The sequence below is a fragment of the Streptomyces sp. NPDC019937 genome (assembly GCF_040631655.1).
Lineage (GTDB): Bacteria > Actinomycetota > Actinomycetes > Streptomycetales > Streptomycetaceae > Streptomyces.
This window is the reverse complement of the sequence record NZ_JBEYAL010000055.1, coordinates 19,451-35,021: the sequence shown is the minus strand read 5'-3', so window position 1 is coordinate 35,021 and position 15,571 is coordinate 19,451. Positions and strand designations below refer to the sequence as shown.

Below are 15,571 nucleotides of genomic sequence, written 5' to 3'. Positions count from 1 at the left end.
ATCGGCCAATCTCCTTCGGCCACTTGGCCACCCCGTGGTGGACCATCGGCGCATGGTGCGGGCACCGGCGGCCCGGCAGGCTGCTTCCATCCGGAGGACGGGAGAGATGACATGGACGCAGCCCAGATCAGCAGGGTGAGGTTTCTGCGGCTCGCGGGGGCCGTCGCCGTCGGCACGGCACTGCCCGCCGGGCACGCCGCCGCGGCGGGGCGCCACCCGGCCCCTGAACGGCCGGCGCGGGACCCGGAGCCGGGCGGGGTGCGCCATCGCGGGGTCGTCTACGAGGTGGGGGAGGGCGAAACGCCCGCCACGGCGTGGAACCCGGAACGCACCCGGGCCGATCTGCGGGCCATCCGCCACCAGCTCCATGCCGACACGGTGAAGATCACCGGCGACGGCGTCGAACGCCTCACCCGCACCGCGGCCGAGGCAGCCGAGAGGGGCTTGCACGTATGGCTGGAGCCGACCCTCGGCGACGTACCCGCCCGGGACATCCTCGACCACCTCGCCGAGACCGGACGGTTCGCCGAACGGCTGCGCCGCCACGGAGTCCGCGTACACCTCAACGTGGGGTGCGAGTTCCTGCTGTTCGTCCCCGGCATCGTGCCCGGCGCCACCGCGACCGAACGCATCGACAACCTGCTCAAGGGCAACTACGACCCGGTCGCGACGGCCCGCCGGCTGCGCCGCTTCACCGCGCGGGCCGCCGCCGTCGGCCGCTCGGTCTTCCACGGGCCGCTGTCGTACGGGGCCGCACAGGACGAGGACGTGGACTGGGGCCTGTTCGACCTGGTGTGCCTCGACTACTACGGCTGGTTCCCGCACCGCTCCGGACACGTCCGCGCACTGCGCGCGTACCAGCGCCACGGCAAACCGCTGGCGATCACCGAGTTCGGCTCCTGCACCTTCGAGGGCGCACCGCGGCTGGGCGGCATGGCCTGGGACGTCGTCGACTACACCACGACGCCACCGCGGGTGAGGAAGGGGCTGGTGCGCAGCGAGCGCACCCAGGCCGCGTATCTGACCGGCGTGCTCGACGTGTTCGAGTCGATGAACCTGTACGCGGCCATGGCCTACACCTTCGTCACCCCCGACGCCCCCCACCGCCGCGAGCGGCGACTCGACCTGGACATGGCCGGCTACAGCCTGGTGAAGGTGATCCGGGACCGTCCGGCGGATCCGGACTCGCCCTGGCACTGGGAGCCCAAGGAGTCGTTCACCGCCCTGGCCCGCGCCTACGCCCGCCGACGACCGAACCCCTGACGGGTATCCAGATGTCGGACCCTGGTTGTTCACTGACACCATGACCAGTACAGCGGACCACCTGGCCGCGATCGAGGACCTGCGCACCCGGGACTTCCCCGCGCAGCGGCGCGGCGGTCCGGGGTGCCATGTCGCCGACCTCCGGGTGAGCGAGGACTTCTGGGACGCGGACCTGACCCGGGTCGAGGAGGTGCTGGAGGAGTTCGAGGCCGAGCTGGCCGTCCTCGTCCAGGTGCTGACGTTACGGTGGGGCGCCCCCGAGGTCCTGGACCTCAGCGACGCCCTGGAGCGCTCGGCGATGGGCGAGCCGGTCCCGCCGCCCCTGGACACGCTGTGCGGTTACGTACCGGAGCTGCACATCTGGCGGGTGGAGGGTCGCTGGATCGGGCTGGGCGTGGGCCAGGGCGACCGTGAACTGCCCTTCCAGCTGGTGGTGGCGATAGGGGAAGGGAGCGTCGACTGACGTCAGGAGCGGCCCTGATCCGCCGCTTCGGGGTTACTGAGCCCAGGCGAAGGTGGTGGTTCCGTCGATCTCCTCGAAGACGACCGCATTGCCCATCCGGTGGGCGCCGTGGCCCGCGTCCCCCGTCGGGTGGCCGTCGCGCCAGGCGATCCGGCCGTTCACGGCGATGGTGCGGTCCTTGCCGAGGAGCGGTACGGCGACCCGGCCCGCCGTGCCTTCCGGCGCCCGGACCGTGAGGACGAAGGAGTCGTCCTCCGCGCCACGCCGCCACCGTGACGACACCGTGCCCGCCGGTACCGGCACATCGCCCTGTGCCCAGGCCAGGCCGGCCGGGTCGGGTTCCACCGCCCAGGTGCGGTAGCCGTCACCGAGCGGCCGGATGCCGAGTACGGCCATCGACAGCGCGGGCACGGCGGTGCTCCAGGCGTGGGCCATGCCGACGTGCCCGCCCCAGGCCAGCGAGGTGCCGGGCCGGGGCACGGCCGGTTCCCCGTCGGCGCCGACCTCCTCCCACGCGGTGCCGGGGCCGTTGCGGATCATGTGGCCCCAGGCGGTGCGGATCAGCCGGAGCGCTCCGGCCCCGTCGCCGTAGCGGAACCGGCCCAGGCTCTCCTGGGCCAGCACGTACGGGGAGATGTACCGCGTCATGTACGGGTTGTCGGCGAGCCGGGTGGTGAGCGTGCCGTACGGGCCGCTGAGCCGAGTGTCCAGGTAGGTGAGGGCGCGGCGGGCCCGCGCGGGGTCGAGTACGCCGAAGGCGAGGGCGGCGGCGTTCGCGTCGGCGGTGTGGTCGCGGCGCGGGTCGTCGGTGTTGAGCCTCATGGCTCCGGCCGCCGGGTCCCACAGCCTGGCCAGCAGCGCCGACCGGAGCCGGGCCACCCGGCGGTCGAGCGCTGTCGCGGCGCGCCGGTCGCCCGCCACGGCACGTTCCAGCCGGGCCAGTGAGCGCAGGGCCGCGTAGTACGCGGCGTTGGTGGTGGCGTCGATGCCGGTGGCCCGGTCCGGGGTGTGCCAGTTCTGTGCGGGGAGTCCGCCGTAGTCGGCGGTCCGGAACAGCCCGCCGTCGGCGTCCGAGGCGCGTTCGCCGAAGAACCTCAGCGCGCGGCGCGCGACGGGCAGCAGCGGCCTCACGAAGGCCGAGTCCCCGGTGAAGCGCAGGTAGTCGGCCACGCTGACGACCCACAGGAGGGTGAAACCGTCGAGCCTGACCTTCGCGGCCTCGCCCGGCGGCTCGAACCCGGCCGGTGACCCGTCCGGCGGGCCGGGGTCGCCGGGGTCGCACGGGACGTCGATCCGGCTGGTCGCCGGAAGGGTGCCGTCGGGCAACTGCTGGCAGGCGAACAGGCTGATGGTGTCGCGCAGCACGCGCCGGTACGCGCCGCCCTGCTGGTACGCGGCCAGGGCCACGAGCTGGACATCGCCGGCGTAGACGGTCCGGTCCCGCTTGGGGCCGTCCATGACGACCCAGGGACCGGCCTGCCCGGCGCCGGTACGGCGTCCACGGGCCGTTGACATATCCAGGCCGTAGGCGCTCGCGTACCAGGCCCGGTTGAGCACCGGATCGCTGGAGAGGAAGTGCCCGTCGTACGCACCGCGAAAGGTGGTCTTCCGCACCCGTACGAAGTCCAGGGCGAGCCGGCCGGGTCCGTCCAGCGTGATCGCCACGTACCGCTGGGCGCCGCGCAGACCGGGGCTGCGCAGCACGGTGGGCCTGCCCGGCGGGGTGAAGACGTCCGCCCGGCCGTCGGGATCGTCGTCGTTGCCCAGGGAACGGCCCCGGTGGAAGAAACCGCCGGGGTCGGGATCGGCGTCCCCGTCCGCGGTGAGGTACCGGCGTGCCTCCGCGTACGACGCCCGGACCGGCGCCCCCGACGCCCGCCGGACCCCCAATTCGACGTACCCACCGGCCAGTACGCCGAGGTCGATCACCATGCGCACTCCCCGCGGCGCGGTGGCGGTGAGGGCCGCCGCCGGGCCTCCCTCCCGTAACACCCCGTCGGCGCCGGTGACCGTGCCGCCGTCGCCCTCGACGGTGACCGACGCGGGCCGTACGAACGCGCCGGGGGCGTCCAGCACCTGCTGCCGCCAGGCCGGGTTCAGGCCGACCGGCTGCCGGGACAGGGCCACTGCCCGGTCCCGGGGCCCGGCGGCGAGCGTTCCGGAGAGGGTGGCGGCGAGGCAGGCGAGGACCACGAGCGAACGAGTCATTCGGTTCGATTTCATTGTTTATGCTGTACGGACACGCTGAGTGACCGTCAACGTCGGGCGGGGTGAGGGCTGATGGAAACCGGCCACGGCGGGAACGCGAGCGCGGTGCGCGGCCTGGAACTGCTCTGGGGACTGGGCGAGCGCCCGAAACAGGGCCGTCGCCCCGCCTTCACCCTGGAGCAGATCGTGCGGACCGCCGTCGGGATCGCCGACGCCGAGGGGCTTGCCGCCGTATCCATGCGCCGCGTCGCCGAGCGGCTGGGCTGCATCGCGATGTCGCTCTACCGCTACGTGCCCGGCAAGGCGGAACTGCTCGACCTCATGACGGACTCCGTCATGGGCGAGGTCCCCCCGGCCGATGCGGCGCCCGGCGGCTGGCGGATCAGGCTGGAGCAGTCCGCCCGCGCCGACTGGACCCTGTACCACCGCCACCCCTGGATACTGCGGCTCCCCGCCGGACGTCCCGCTCTGGGCCCCCACGGTCTCGCCTGGTACGAATCCGTCCTGCGGGTGCTCACCATGACCGGGCTGCCCCCGGCGGCATGGGTCAACGTCTTCGACCTGGTGGACGCCTACGTCCGCGGCGCGGCCCGCGACTCCCTCGACGCGGCCGCCGTGGAGCGCCACTCCGGCCTCACCGACGAGCAGTGGTGGGCCGCCCGCACCCACTTCTGGGACGCCGTATTCGTTCCGGCCCGCTACCCGGTGCTGGCGAGCCTGCGCGCCGCCGGTGCCCTGAACCACCCCCGGGATCGCGGCTTCGAGTTCGGCCTCCAGCGCGTGCTGGACAGCGTGGAGGCGTTTGTCCGGAACCATCCCCACGGGCGTGACGAAACCATGCGGCGTGACGAAACACGCTGCGCGCAGTGCGGCGCCCCCGTCCCCCGCCCCACCACCCCTACCGGCCGCCCCCGTATCTACTGCTCCGACGCGTGCCGCCAACGGGCCTACCGCGCCCGCTGTACCACCGGCTAGCCGCTCTCCGTCCCCTCCTCGTAGGCGGCGGCGCGCAGCCGGGCGAACTCCTCCGCCATGGCCGCCGCCGTCCAGTGCGCGTTGAGCCCGCTGGGGTTGGGCAGGGCCCAGATACGGGTGTCGCCTATGGTCCGTTCCTGCGGGCCGATCTTCGCCCGCTTGTCGCCGAACGCGACCCGGTAGGCGGTGACCCCGGCCACCGCGAGCCAGCGCGGCCGCAGGCGGCGGACCTTCTCCTCCAGGATCCGGCCGCCCTCCCGGTATTCCTCGTCGGTCAGCTCGTCGGCACGCGCGCTGGCGCGGGCGACCACATTGGTGATGCCCAGCCTGTAGGACGGCAGCTCGCCCTGTTCGGAGGGGTGCAGCCGCCGCGGGGTGAACCCCGAGGCGTGCAGGACGGGCCAGAAGCGGTTGCCGGGGCGGGCGAAGTGGTGGCCGGTGGCGGCGGTCATCAGCCCGGGGTTGATGCCGCAGAAGAGGACCCGCAGACCGTCCCCGACCACATCGGGGACGATGCGGTCGCGGGCGGCCTCCAGCTCTTCGGGGGTCACGGGCGGCGTCAGAGGATCGAGCCCGGCGCGTACGCGGCGGCCTCGGGATGCTGCTTGACGATCTCCTCGATCCGGCCGACCACCGTGCCGACCTGGTCGGCGGCGGCGCCCGTGAAGGACAGCTTGTCGGCCATCAGCGCCTCCAGCCCCGCCCGGTCCAGCGGGATCCGCTCATCGGCGGCGAGGGAGTCGAGCAGTTCGTTGCGCTCGGCGCCCTGCTCGCGCATCGCGAGGGCGGCGGCGACCGCGTGCTCCTTGATCGCCTCATGGGCGATCTCCCGGCCCACCCCGGCCCGCACGGCGCCCATCAGCACCTTGGTGGTGGCGAGGAAGGGCAGGTAGCGGTCCAGCTCGCGGGCGACGACGGCGGGGAAGGCGCCGAACTCGTCGAGCACGGTCAGGAAGGTCTCCAGCAGCCCGTCGAAGGCGAAGAACGCGTCCGGCAGCGCGACCCGGCGCACCACCGAGCAGGACACGTCGCCCTCGTTCCACTGGTCGCCGGCCAGCTCGCCGGTCATCGAGGCGTAGCCGCGCAGGATCACGGCGAGGCCGTTGACGCGCTCGCAGGAGCGGGTGTTCATCTTGTGCGGCATCGCCGACGAGCCGACCTGGCCCGGCTTGAAGCCCTCGGTCACCAGCTCGTGCCCGGCCATCAGCCGGATCGTCTTGGCCAGCGAGGAGGGGGCCGCGGCCAGCTGCACCAGGGCGGTGACGACCTCGTAGTCCAGCGAGCGCGGGTAGACCTGGCCGACCGAGGTGAACGCCTGCGCGAAGCCGAGGTGACCGGCGATCCGCCGCTCCAGCTCGGCCAGCTTGCGCGCGTCGCCGCCGAGCAGGTCCAGCATGTCCTGCGCGGTGCCGACCGGGCCCTTGATGCCGCGCAGCGGATACCGGCCCAGCAGCTCCTCCAGGCGCCCGTGGGCGACCAGCAGCTCGTCCGCCGCGGTCGCGAAGCGCTTGCCGAGCGTGGTGGCCTGCGCGGCGACGTTGTGCGAGCGGCCCGCCATCACCAGCTCGGCGTGGTCGGCGGCCAGCTTGCCGAGCCGGGCCAGCACGGCGACCGTACGGTCCCGCACCAGCTCCAGGGAGAGCCGGATCTGCAGCTGCTCGACGTTCTCGGTCAGATCGCGGGAGGTCATGCCCTTGTGGACGTGCTCATGACCGGCGAGGGCGTTGAACTCCTCGATCCGGGCCTTCACATCGTGCCGGGTGACCTTCTCGCGCTCGGCGATCGAGGCCAGGTCGACGTCCTCCAGGACCCGCTCGTAGTCGGCGAGGGCGGCGTCCGGCACCTCGATGCCCAGGTCCTTCTGGGCACGCAGTACGGCGAGCCACAGCCGCCGCTCCAGCGTCACCTTGTACTCGGGGGACCACAGGACGGCCAGCTCCGCGGAGGCGTAGCGGCCGGCCAGGACGTTCGGAATGCGCGGCTTACCAGTCACGTGGACAGAGTCTACTGGCCGTATCCCCAGGCCAGACCGGTGCCCACCGGTCCGGTCCGGTCAGCCCTCGTACGGCAGCAGTGCGGCACGCTTCGGCGCCCGGCCGTCGCCCGAGGAACGGCCCGTCAGCCGCCGGGCGATCCACGGCCCGAGGTGCTCGCGGGCGAACCGGGCGTCCGAGGTGCGGCGGGCCACCCAGCCCGGGCGGACCGCGGGCGGCAGCGGAGCGTCCCAGTCCTCCTCCGGCTCGTGGCCCAGCGCCTGCCAGACCGCCTCGGCGACCCGGCGGTGCCCCTCGGCGTTCAGATGGAGGCGGTCGTCCGCCCACATCCGGGGGTCGCCGACCGCCTCGGAGGCGTACAGGTCCACGACGAGCGCGTCATGCCGCACGGCCAGCTCGTCCACGAAGGAGAACAGCCGCTCCATCCGGGGGTGGAACCGCTCCAGCACCGGGCCGCGCCGCCCGGGGCTGCGCATCAGCACCAGCTGCTTGCAGCTGGGCGCGAGCCGGCCGACCGCCTCCTCCAGCAGCCCGCACACGCGTCCCACGTCGCATTTCGGCCGCAGGACGTCGTTCCCACCGCCGACCAGCGTCACCAGGTCCGCGCCCATCGCGGCCGCCGGGCCCGTCTGCTCGTCCACGATCTGGCCGATCAGCTTCCCGCGCACCGCGAGATTGGCATACCGGAATCCGGGGGTGCGGGCCGCCAGCCGGGCGGCGAGCAGATCCGCCCAGCCGCGGTAGCCGCCGTCCGGGAGGGCGTCGGACATGCCCTCGGTGAAGGAGTCGCCGACCGCGACAAAGCTCGTATAGGTGGTGTTCGTCTGCATGACTCGGACGATCTTATCCGGTGCACGCGGGCTGCGCGGAGGCGGAGGCGCGCGCATCATGAGCCGCATGGCGATGACCCACATCTATTTCGAGGGCGGTGCCCGGAACGGGACGACGGCGAGCTGGAACCTCGAACCCGGGGCGGACATCTACGACGACAACATCTTCCGGCCGCCCGAGCTGTACCGGCGCACCGACCGCACGAAGGTGATCGGGCACATCGAATACGTCGTCTTCCGCTACGACCCGGCAGGCGCACGGCCCGGCCACCGGCCCTGAGCGCCCCGCGCGCCGATGGCCGGGAATCCTCGGCGGGGGCGGCGCGCGGATGCGAACGGCTCGCTCGGTTGGGCGGAGCGGGGTTCCGTACGGCGCGGAGTAGGGCAGTCTGGTCCGCGTGGATGCCTTTGAATGCGACCGTACGACGATGGCGATCGTCGCCGCCGCCCTCGCCGACGACGGTGAGGGCGCGGCGGCCCTGCTGGAGCCGCTGGAGACGCGCGATGTGTGCCGGGTCGCCGTCCGGCTCGCCGCGATGGCCGCCGACGCGCTGCTGGCCGTGGCCGAGGAGGGCGGCGGCGGACGGGAGGAGGCGCTGGCGCACTGGCAGGCGTGCATCATCGCCCATGAGTCCAGACGGGACCAGTGACGGACCGGCCCGCCGTAACGCCACGTCACGCTCGCCGTGACGTCACGCCCGCCGTCACGCCACCAGCAGGCGCAGCACGTCCTCCATCGTGACCAGCCCCTCCAGCCGTCCCTCCGCGTCGATGACGGGCGCGAGATGGGTGCCGCTGTCGCGCATCGCGGTCAGCACGTCGTCCAGCGGCGTCTGGGACCGCACCCGGGCGACCGGCCGCAGCTGATCGGGGCGGAACGGAACGTCGCGCGGATGGGCGTCCAGCGCGTCCTTCACATGCAGATAGCCCAGGATCCGCCCGGATCCGTCGATCACGGGGAAGCGGGAGAAGCCGGTTTCGGCCGACCTTCGCTCCAGCTCCTCGGGGGTGATCCCGATCCGCGCCGAGACCACCCGGTCCATGGGCAGCACCACGTCCCGCACCGGCCGCCGGCCCAGCTCCAGCGCGTCCCGCAGCCGCTCGGCACCGCGGTCGTCCAGCAGCCCGGCCTCACTGGAATCCGCGACCATGCGCGCCAGTTCGTCATCCGAGAAGGTGGCCGCCACCTGGCCCTGGGGCTCGACCCGCATCAGCTTCAGCAGACCGTTGGCGAACGCGTTGACCGCGAAGATGACCGGGCGCAGCGCCCGTGCCAGCCCCACCAGCGGCGGCCCGAGCAGCAGCGCGGTGCGCACCGGCTCGGCCAGCGCCACGTTCTTCGGCACCATCTCGCCGACCAGCATGTGCAGATAGGTCGCCAGGCTCAGCGCGATCACGAACGAGACGGGATGGACCAGCCCGAGCGACAGCCCGGTCGCGTGGAACAGCGGCTCCAGCAGATGCGCGATGGCCGGTTCCGCGACGGCGCCCAGCACCAGCGTGCACAGCGTGATGCCGAGCTGGGCCGCGGCCAGCAGCGCGGAGACGTGTTCGAGCCCCCACAGCACGGCCCGCGCCCGGCGGTCGCCCCGCTCGGCGTACGGCTCGATCTGGCTGCGCCGCACCGAGATCAGGGCGAACTCGGCGCCCACGAAGAAGGCGTTCGCGACCAGCGTCAGCAGGCCGATCAGCAGCTGGACGGCGGTCATGGGCCCCTCCCGCCGTGGTCCTGGCTCCGGCCGTGGCCGTGGGGGAGCGGGGCATGCAGCCGTACCCGGGCGGCGCGGTGGCCCGCCGCGTTCACCACCTCCACCCGCCAGCCCTCCGTCCGGACCGTGTCGCCCACGGCCGGGATACGGCCCAGCTCGGCCGCGATCAGCCCGGCCAGCGTCTCGTACGGCCCCGGGGGCACCCGCAGCCCGATCTCCTCCAGCTGATCGACCCGGGCGGCGCCGTCCGCGTCGTACACCGCCCGGCCCTCCGCGTCCTCGCCGGCCGGGGCCAGATCGGGGGTCTCGTGCGGATCGTGCTCGTCGCGCACCTCGCCGACCACCTCCTCGACGATGTCCTCCAGGGTGACGACACCGGCCGTGCCGCCGTACTCGTCGATGACCACGGCCATGCTGCGGTTGGCCGAGAGCCGGTCCAGCAGCCGGTCCACGGTGAGCGACTCGGGGACCAGCAGCGCCTCGTGCATCAGCTCGGACACCGGATGGCGCGGCCGCGCCTCGGCGGGGACGGTGAGCACGTCCTTGATGTGGACGACGCCCGCCACCGCGTCCAGGCTGTCGCGGTGCACGGGGAAGCGGGACAGGCCGGTGGCGCGGGTCGCGTTGGCGACGTCCTCGGCGGTGGCCCGTACGTCCAGCGCGATCACCTGCACCCGGGGCGTCATCACGTTCTGCGCGGTCAGCTCGCGCAGATTGAGGGTGCGGACGAACAGCTCCGCGGTGTCCTCCTCCAGCGCGCCCTCCTTCGCGGAGTGCCGGGCGAGCGCGATCAGCTCCTGCGGGCTGCGCGTCGAGGCCAGCTCCTCGGCGGGCTCCAGGCCCATCCGGCGCACCATGCGGTTGGCGGTGTTGTTGAGGTGGGCGATGAGCGGGCGGAAGGTCGCGCTGAAGACGCGCTGCGGGGTGGCGACGGCCCGGGCGACCGGCAGCGGGCGGGAGATCGCCCAGTTCTTGGGGACCAGCTCGCCGATCACCATCATCACCACCGTCGACAGGGCGGTGCCGATGACCAGGGCCACCGAGTGGACGGCGGAGCGGGGCACCCCGATCGCGGTGAGCGGCCCGCCCAGCAGCACAGCGATGGACGGCTCGGCGAGCATGCCCACGACCAGGTTGGTGACGGTGATGCCCAGCTGGGCGCCCGAGAGCTGGTACGTCAGACCGCGCACGGCCTTCAGGGCGCTCTCCGCACCGCGCTCGCCGCGCTCCACGGCCCGCTCCAGCTCGCCGCGTTCGACCGTGGTCAGCGAGAACTCCGCCGCCACGAAGCCGCCGCAGGCGAGCGCCAGCAGGAGCGCCACGGCCAGGAGGAGGACTTCGGTCATCGGTTCACCTCCGTCCCATGATCCGGCAGGGCCCGGAGGAGCGCGCGACGGGAGACGCCGCGCACTCTCATCGTAAAGGCACGGCAAACCGCCGGATCAGGCGCGGCCGAGCGGCTTCACCCAGCGGCTCCACTGCGGTTCCCGGGCGTAACCGGCCGCGCTCCACGCGTGGTGGGCGAGCGCGTTCGCGTCGAGCACCATGGCGTCCCCGCGTCGCCCGCCCAGCGCCGCGAACCGCTCCTCGGCGGCCGCGAGCAGCGCCGTCGCCACGCCCCGGCGGCGGTGGGCGGGGTGGACCGCGAGCCGGTACAGATGGCAGCGCCAGCCGTCGAAGCCCGCGATGACGGTCCCGGCGAGCGCCCCGTCCCGCTCGGCCAGCAGCAGCGACTCCGGGTCCCGGGCGATCAGCCGGGCCACCCCGGCCCGGTCGTCGCTGATGCTGGTGCCCTCCGCGGCCTCGCGCCAGAAGGCGAGCACGGTGTCGACGTCCGAGGGCCCGGCGGCCCGTATTCGAAGATCGTCCATGCCCGCATCCCATCACCGGGCGGTGGCCGGCGTCGACCGGGTTTCAGCTGCCGCGCAGCTCCTCGATCACCGGTGCGAAGGTCTCCATGTTGTGCTCCAGCACGGTGAAGTACGAGAAGCCGAAGCGCTCGCGGTGGGCCCGCAGCTGGTCCGCCATGTCCTTGGGATCGCCCAGCAGCAGCGCGGGGTGTTCCAGCAGCTGCTCCTCGGTGACGTCGGGGGCGTACGGCTGGAGTTCGCGGGCCTTGGCGCGGCGGTCGCCGGTGGTGTCGACCCGCTGGATCAGATAGTTCAGCTCGGGGGGCTCCGGCCGGGCTCCCGTGTCGGCGTCGGCCTCGGCGGCGAAGCGGCGGAAGGCCGCCACCCGCTCGTCCAGCGCCTCCGGGCTGATCAGCCACAGCGGAGCGGGCGCGCCCTCCGGGGCCTGGACCGCGCCCGTGAAGGCGGCGATCTCGGCGTGGCGCGCGGCCACCCGCAGCAGCCGGTCGCCGTTGCCGCCCAGCAGCAGCGGCGGGCGCGGGGTCTGCGCGGGCCGTGGCTGCTGCTCGGGGTCGGTCAGCAGCCGCGCCAGCTCACGGACGGTGTGCTCCAGGTGGTCCACCCGCTCGCGCGGCGACCCGAACGGCAGCCCGGCGCTGTCGTGCTCGGCCTTCACATACCCCGCCCCCAGGCCCAGCTCGAGCCGTCCCCCGGTGAGCGCGTCACAGGTGGCGACCTCGCGGGCCAGCAGGGCCGGATTCCAGAAGCCGAGATTGAGGACGAAGGTGCCCAACCGTGGCCGCTCGGTGGCCTCGGCGGCGGCCACCAGGGCCGCGAACGGCGCGGGCATGCCCAGATGGTCGGGGACCAGCAGCACGTCGTAGCCCAGTTGCTCGGCGCGGCGGCACTTCTCCCGCCATGCCGGGGCCGATTCGAGCGCGAGCAGATTGACTCCGAAACGGAACGGCCTTGCCATGAGCCCTCCTTGACCGGATGAGGTCCCGAACCTATCGGAGAACGGCTCTCTTTCGTCGGCCGTGCGGTCGGTTGTGTGCTCTCAGCAGAGCGTTCAGTAGCCCGTGCCGGCCACCGGGCCGTCGGCCGCCGCGATGTGCGCCCGGGTGAAGATCTGCATGCGGCCCAGCACCGAGTCGGCCGTGGGCCGCTCCATCCGGTCCACGATCCGGCCGTCGTCGAGGAAGAGCACCAGGTCGGAGTGGGCGGCGGCGCTCGGGTCATGGGTCACCATGACCACCGTCTGGCCCAGGTCGTCCACCGCCTCCCGCAGGAAGGTCAGCACCTCCAGGCCCGCCCGTGAGTCCAGGTTGCCGGTCGGCTCGTCCGCGAAGATCAGCTCGGGGCGGGAGGCCAGCGCCCGGGCGCAGGCCACCCGCTGCTGCTGGCCGCCGGACAGCTGGGCGGGCCGGTGCTTCAGCCGGTCCCGCAGCCCGAGGGTGTCGATGACCCGCTCCAGCCACTCCGGGTCGGGCTTCTGGCCCGCGATGTCCATCGGCAGGGTGATGTTCTCGGCCGCGTTCAGGGTGGGCAGCAGATTGAACGACTGGAACATGAAGCCGATCCGGTCGCGGCGCAGCTGGGTCAGCTGCCGGTCGTTGAGCCCGGTGATCTCGGTGTCGCCCAGCCAGACCTGGCCCGAGGAGACCGTGTCCAGCCCCGCCAGGCAGTGCATCAGCGTGGACTTGCCGGAGCCGGACGGCCCCATGACCGCGGTGAACCTGCCCCGCTCGATCTCCACGTCCACCGCGTCCAGGGCGATCACGGCGGTCTCGCCGGTGCCGTACGCCTTGGTCAGGCCGCGGGCCCGGGCCGCCGCGCGAGCGCCGCCCTCCGCGTCCCCGTCTGTTCTCGTCGCCGCCGGTGTGGACACAAACGCCTCCCGTGTCGGAACGGTCTGCCCTCGATGGTAGGGACCGTCCCGGCTTTCGCGCGCGGTTGGCGCTGCTAGCAAATATGCGCTAGCTTGAGAGCGTGGCCAAAACACAGCTGAACGTCCGGGTCGACGAAACCACCGCCGAGGTGGCCCGGGAGCGTGCACTGCAGCGGGGCGTGAGCGTCAACCGCTACATCGAAGAGCTGGTGCGCAAGGACGCGGGCGAGGTGGGGCACACGTTCGTGGAGGCCGCCGCCGACTTCATGAAGCAGTACCAGTCCGTCTTCGACGAGGAGTTCGGCCGGGAGCTCGGAGGCGAAGCGCGCCGTTGACCGTGCGTATCGATCTCGCCTGGCTTCTGATGATCGCCGAACACAACACCCCGGGGGACCCGCGCGTCACCGACTACGGTGCGCTGGTGGCCGCCGTGAGCCGCCACGAGGCGGAGATATTCGGCACCCCGATCTACACCGACCCGCAGGAGCGGGCCGCCGCGCTGTTGCAGCTGCTGCTCCTGGTGCCGGCGCTGGAGCGCTCGAACGCGCTGTTCGCGTCGGCCGTCGCGTACGCGTACCTGGTGGCGAGCGGGCTGAAGGTGGCCATCTCGCCGGAGCGGGTGCGGGATCTGGCCCGCCTGGTGCACGACGGCGCCGTGGACGTGCACGCGATCGCGGACGAGCTGCGCCGCTGGAGCGTTTGACCCAGGGGGTGTCTTGTCGATCAGGCCGGATCAGCGAGCGGCGTCTGGTGCAGGGCACCTCCCAGCGGTAGCTGGGGGAGGCTCGCAACCCGCGTGAGGAGAGCGCAGCGGCGCTGCGTGCGACGAGCGCGGGGCCGCGAGGTGCCGCCCGCCGCGGCAGCGGCTGATGTCACAGCGGCGTCGGGAGCCCGGCATGATCGGCGAGACACCCCCTATGCCGCCGGGCGCCGCACCACGCCCAGCGTGCAGGGCGACGTGGGCAGCGGCAGTCCCCGCTCGGGGAGCCGCAGGGACCGGTGGGTGACGGGCTCGAAGCCCGCCCGCGCCATCTCCACCCGCACCTCGCGCCCCGTGTGGCAGCCGCCGAACATCCGCGGCCACACCGTCCGGTCCAGCACCCCCTGCGTCATCGCCAGCGCCCGCCCCTCGGCCCGCCCGTGCTCCAGGAACCGCAGCTCACCGCCGGGCCGCAGCACCCGCATCAGTTCGGCCAGGGTGCGCTGGACGTCCCGTACGGAACACAGCACGAGACACGCCACCGCCGCGTCGAACGCCTCGCTCTTGACCGGCAGCGCCTCCGCGACCCCGGGCACCACATCCACCGGCACCTCGGCCCGGTGGCCCGCCCGCACCGCCAGCCGGCGCAGATGACGCTCGGGCTCGATCGCGACGACCTCGCAGACGGCGCTCGGGTAGTGCGCGAAGTTCAGGCCGTTTCCGGCGCCGATCTCGATGACCCGGCCGGACAGCCCGGCCAGCAGTTCACTGCGGAGTCCGGCGACCCCGGCCCGTTCGTCGGCCAAGGGGCTGACCTTCGCGTAGAAGCGGGCGAAGAGCGGATGGTGGACGGCTTCGCACGGGGGCCGGGGACGGCGTACGGGCATGAGTGACACCCCTTCTCCAGCGGGACGGCTGTGTACCGGTACCGGGAGTCTGCCCATGCCGCCCCCACCGTCAAGCCGTGCGGTGCTCCATCATGAACTGCTTCGCGTCCCAGCCGCCGTCGAGCCGCGGGGCCAGCCACTCCGGGGCCGCCGCGCGGAAGTCGGCGGGCGCAAGGGCCCCGGCCCGCTCGGGCACGGCGCCCAGCAGCGGGGCGCCAGCCGCCTGCTGCAGGTCGTTCCGGTTGCAGCGGGAGGCGAGGTCCGGGTCGGCGGGCCAGCTGCCGATGACGACGCCGGGGAAGCGCAGGCCCCGGGAGCGCAGCGCCTCGGCCGTGAGGGCCGTGGCGTTGAGGGTGCCCAGGCCCGCGTGCGCGACGACCAGGACGGGGGCGTCGAGCAGCCGGGCCGCGTCGGCGAGCGTCGCACCGGTCTCGTCGAACCGTACGAGCAGGCCGCCCGCGCCCTCGACGAGCACCAGATCGTGCTCGGCCGCCAGCTTCTCCGCCGCCTCCGCGATCTCGTGCGGCCGTACCGCGGGGCGCCCGGCGCGGCGTGCCGCGGTGTCGGGCGCCAGCGGCTCGGGGTAGCGGGCGAGTTCGCGCAGGGTCACGTCACCGGCGAGCCGGGCCACCTCGGCGGCATCGCCCGGCTCGTCCGGACCGACGCCGGTCTGCGCGGGTTTGAGGACGGCGACCGACCGGCCGCGCGCCAGCGCCGCCGCCGCGACGGCCGCCGTGGTGACGGTCTTGCCGACCTCCGTGCCGGTGCCGGTCACGACCAGTACTGACATCTGTTGCTTCGTGC

At 73.3% G+C, this 15,571-nt stretch carries 18 protein-coding genes; 7 read left to right on the top strand and 11 right to left on the bottom strand.

The genetic code is table 11. The features are described 5' to 3' along the window. Positions 1 to 111 precede the first annotated feature (111 nt). The gene (locus ABZ562_RS36885) at positions 112 to 1,263 is read left to right on the top strand and encodes an abortive phage infection protein (protein ID WP_361488571.1); all 1,152 of its coding nucleotides are present in this window, start codon (positions 112 to 114) and stop codon (positions 1,261 to 1,263) included. Between the two features lie 40 nt (positions 1,264 to 1,303). Further along, positions 1,304 to 1,726: a hypothetical protein gene (locus tag ABZ562_RS36880; protein ID WP_361488568.1), complete on the top strand. Its 423-nt coding sequence runs from the start codon at positions 1,304 to 1,306 to the stop codon at positions 1,724 to 1,726. Positions 1,727 to 1,759: 33 nt separating this feature from the next. Here ABZ562_RS36880 and ABZ562_RS36875 read toward each other — a convergent pair whose 3' ends face one another. Beyond that, a complete protein-coding gene (locus ABZ562_RS36875) occupies positions 1,760 to 3,934 on the bottom strand; it encodes an alpha-L-rhamnosidase C-terminal domain-containing protein (protein ID WP_361488565.1) in 2,175 nt (724 codons plus the stop codon). A gap of 72 nt (positions 3,935 to 4,006) precedes the next feature. On the opposite strand from ABZ562_RS36875, the gene ABZ562_RS36870 reads away from it, so the two are divergent. Continuing rightward, a complete protein-coding gene (locus ABZ562_RS36870) occupies positions 4,007 to 4,909 on the top strand; it encodes a TetR/AcrR family transcriptional regulator (RefSeq protein WP_361488563.1) in 903 nt (300 codons plus the stop codon). Here ABZ562_RS36870 and mug read toward each other — a convergent pair. The 3 genes from mug to ABZ562_RS36855 are packed head-to-tail and all read right to left on the bottom strand — an operon-like array spanning position 4,906 to position 7,733. Next, positions 4,906 to 5,460, bottom strand: coding sequence for a G/U mismatch-specific DNA glycosylase (gene mug, locus ABZ562_RS36865; protein WP_361488560.1), 555 nt, complete (start codon positions 5,458 to 5,460; stop codon positions 4,906 to 4,908). The two genes, ABZ562_RS36870 and mug, sit on opposite strands and share 4 nt — an antisense overlap. An 8-nt stretch (positions 5,461 to 5,468) precedes the next feature. Beyond that, positions 5,469 to 6,902, bottom strand: a complete 1,434-nt coding sequence (purB, locus tag ABZ562_RS36860; protein WP_055551435.1) for an adenylosuccinate lyase — start codon at positions 6,900 to 6,902, stop codon at positions 5,469 to 5,471. 60 nt (positions 6,903 to 6,962) lie between these two features. Further along, on the bottom strand, positions 6,963 to 7,733 hold the full coding sequence (locus ABZ562_RS36855; RefSeq protein ID WP_361488556.1) for an SGNH/GDSL hydrolase family protein: 771 nt from the start codon (positions 7,731 to 7,733) through the stop codon (positions 6,963 to 6,965). A gap of 67 nt (positions 7,734 to 7,800) precedes the next feature. Between ABZ562_RS36855 and ABZ562_RS36850 the strand changes: the two genes are divergently transcribed. Both ABZ562_RS36850 and ABZ562_RS36845 read left to right on the top strand, forming a co-directional pair. Continuing rightward, positions 7,801 to 8,013, top strand: a complete 213-nt coding sequence (locus tag ABZ562_RS36850; RefSeq protein ID WP_361488553.1) for a hypothetical protein — start codon at positions 7,801 to 7,803, stop codon at positions 8,011 to 8,013. A 118-nt stretch (positions 8,014 to 8,131) separates the two neighbouring features. Then, on the top strand, positions 8,132 to 8,383 hold the full coding sequence (locus tag ABZ562_RS36845; protein WP_009712946.1) for a hypothetical protein: 252 nt from the start codon (positions 8,132 to 8,134) through the stop codon (positions 8,381 to 8,383). A gap of 54 nt (positions 8,384 to 8,437) precedes the next feature. Here ABZ562_RS36845 and ABZ562_RS36840 read toward each other — a convergent pair whose 3' ends face one another. From ABZ562_RS36840 to ABZ562_RS36820, 5 genes are all read right to left on the bottom strand, one after another. After that, positions 8,438 to 9,442: a hemolysin family protein gene (locus ABZ562_RS36840; RefSeq protein WP_361488550.1), complete on the bottom strand. Its 1,005-nt coding sequence runs from the start codon at positions 9,440 to 9,442 to the stop codon at positions 8,438 to 8,440. Next, positions 9,439 to 10,788, bottom strand: coding sequence for a hemolysin family protein (locus ABZ562_RS36835; RefSeq protein ID WP_361488547.1), 1,350 nt, complete (start codon positions 10,786 to 10,788; stop codon positions 9,439 to 9,441). Before ABZ562_RS36835 ends, ABZ562_RS36840 begins: the two co-directional genes overlap by 4 nt. Positions 10,789 to 10,884: 96 nt before the next feature. Further along, positions 10,885 to 11,313 (bottom strand): GNAT family N-acetyltransferase, encoded by a 429-nt coding sequence (locus ABZ562_RS36830; RefSeq protein WP_361488544.1) that lies wholly within the window; start codon positions 11,311 to 11,313, stop codon positions 10,885 to 10,887. Between the two features lie 43 nt (positions 11,314 to 11,356). After that, positions 11,357 to 12,268 (bottom strand): TIGR03621 family F420-dependent LLM class oxidoreductase, encoded by a 912-nt coding sequence (locus tag ABZ562_RS36825; protein WP_361488541.1) that lies wholly within the window; start codon positions 12,266 to 12,268, stop codon positions 11,357 to 11,359. Between the two features lie 93 nt (positions 12,269 to 12,361). After that, entirely contained in the window at positions 12,362 to 13,180 is an 819-nt protein-coding gene (locus ABZ562_RS36820; protein ID WP_361488538.1) for an ABC transporter ATP-binding protein, read from the bottom strand. A 101-nt stretch (positions 13,181 to 13,281) separates the two neighbouring features. On the opposite strand from ABZ562_RS36820, the gene ABZ562_RS36815 reads away from it, so the two are divergent. Next, positions 13,282 to 13,515 (top strand): antitoxin, encoded by a 234-nt coding sequence (locus ABZ562_RS36815; RefSeq protein WP_055551448.1) that lies wholly within the window; start codon positions 13,282 to 13,284, stop codon positions 13,513 to 13,515. Continuing rightward, positions 13,512 to 13,883, top strand: a complete 372-nt coding sequence (locus ABZ562_RS36810) for a hypothetical protein (protein WP_055551449.1) — start codon at positions 13,512 to 13,514, stop codon at positions 13,881 to 13,883. The genes ABZ562_RS36815 and ABZ562_RS36810 overlap by 4 nt, the downstream gene beginning before the upstream one ends. 212 nt (positions 13,884 to 14,095) lie before the next feature. Here the strand turns inward: ABZ562_RS36810 and ABZ562_RS36805 are convergent, their stop codons facing one another. Both ABZ562_RS36805 and bioD read right to left on the bottom strand, forming a co-directional pair. Then, positions 14,096 to 14,767 (bottom strand): class I SAM-dependent methyltransferase, encoded by a 672-nt coding sequence (locus tag ABZ562_RS36805; protein ID WP_361488534.1) that lies wholly within the window; start codon positions 14,765 to 14,767, stop codon positions 14,096 to 14,098. A 70-nt stretch (positions 14,768 to 14,837) separates the two neighbouring features. Next, complete coding sequence (bioD, locus tag ABZ562_RS36800; RefSeq protein ID WP_361488531.1) at positions 14,838 to 15,557, bottom strand: dethiobiotin synthase; 720 nt, start codon at positions 15,555 to 15,557, stop codon at positions 14,838 to 14,840. Between the last annotated feature and the right edge of the window lie 14 nt (positions 15,558 to 15,571).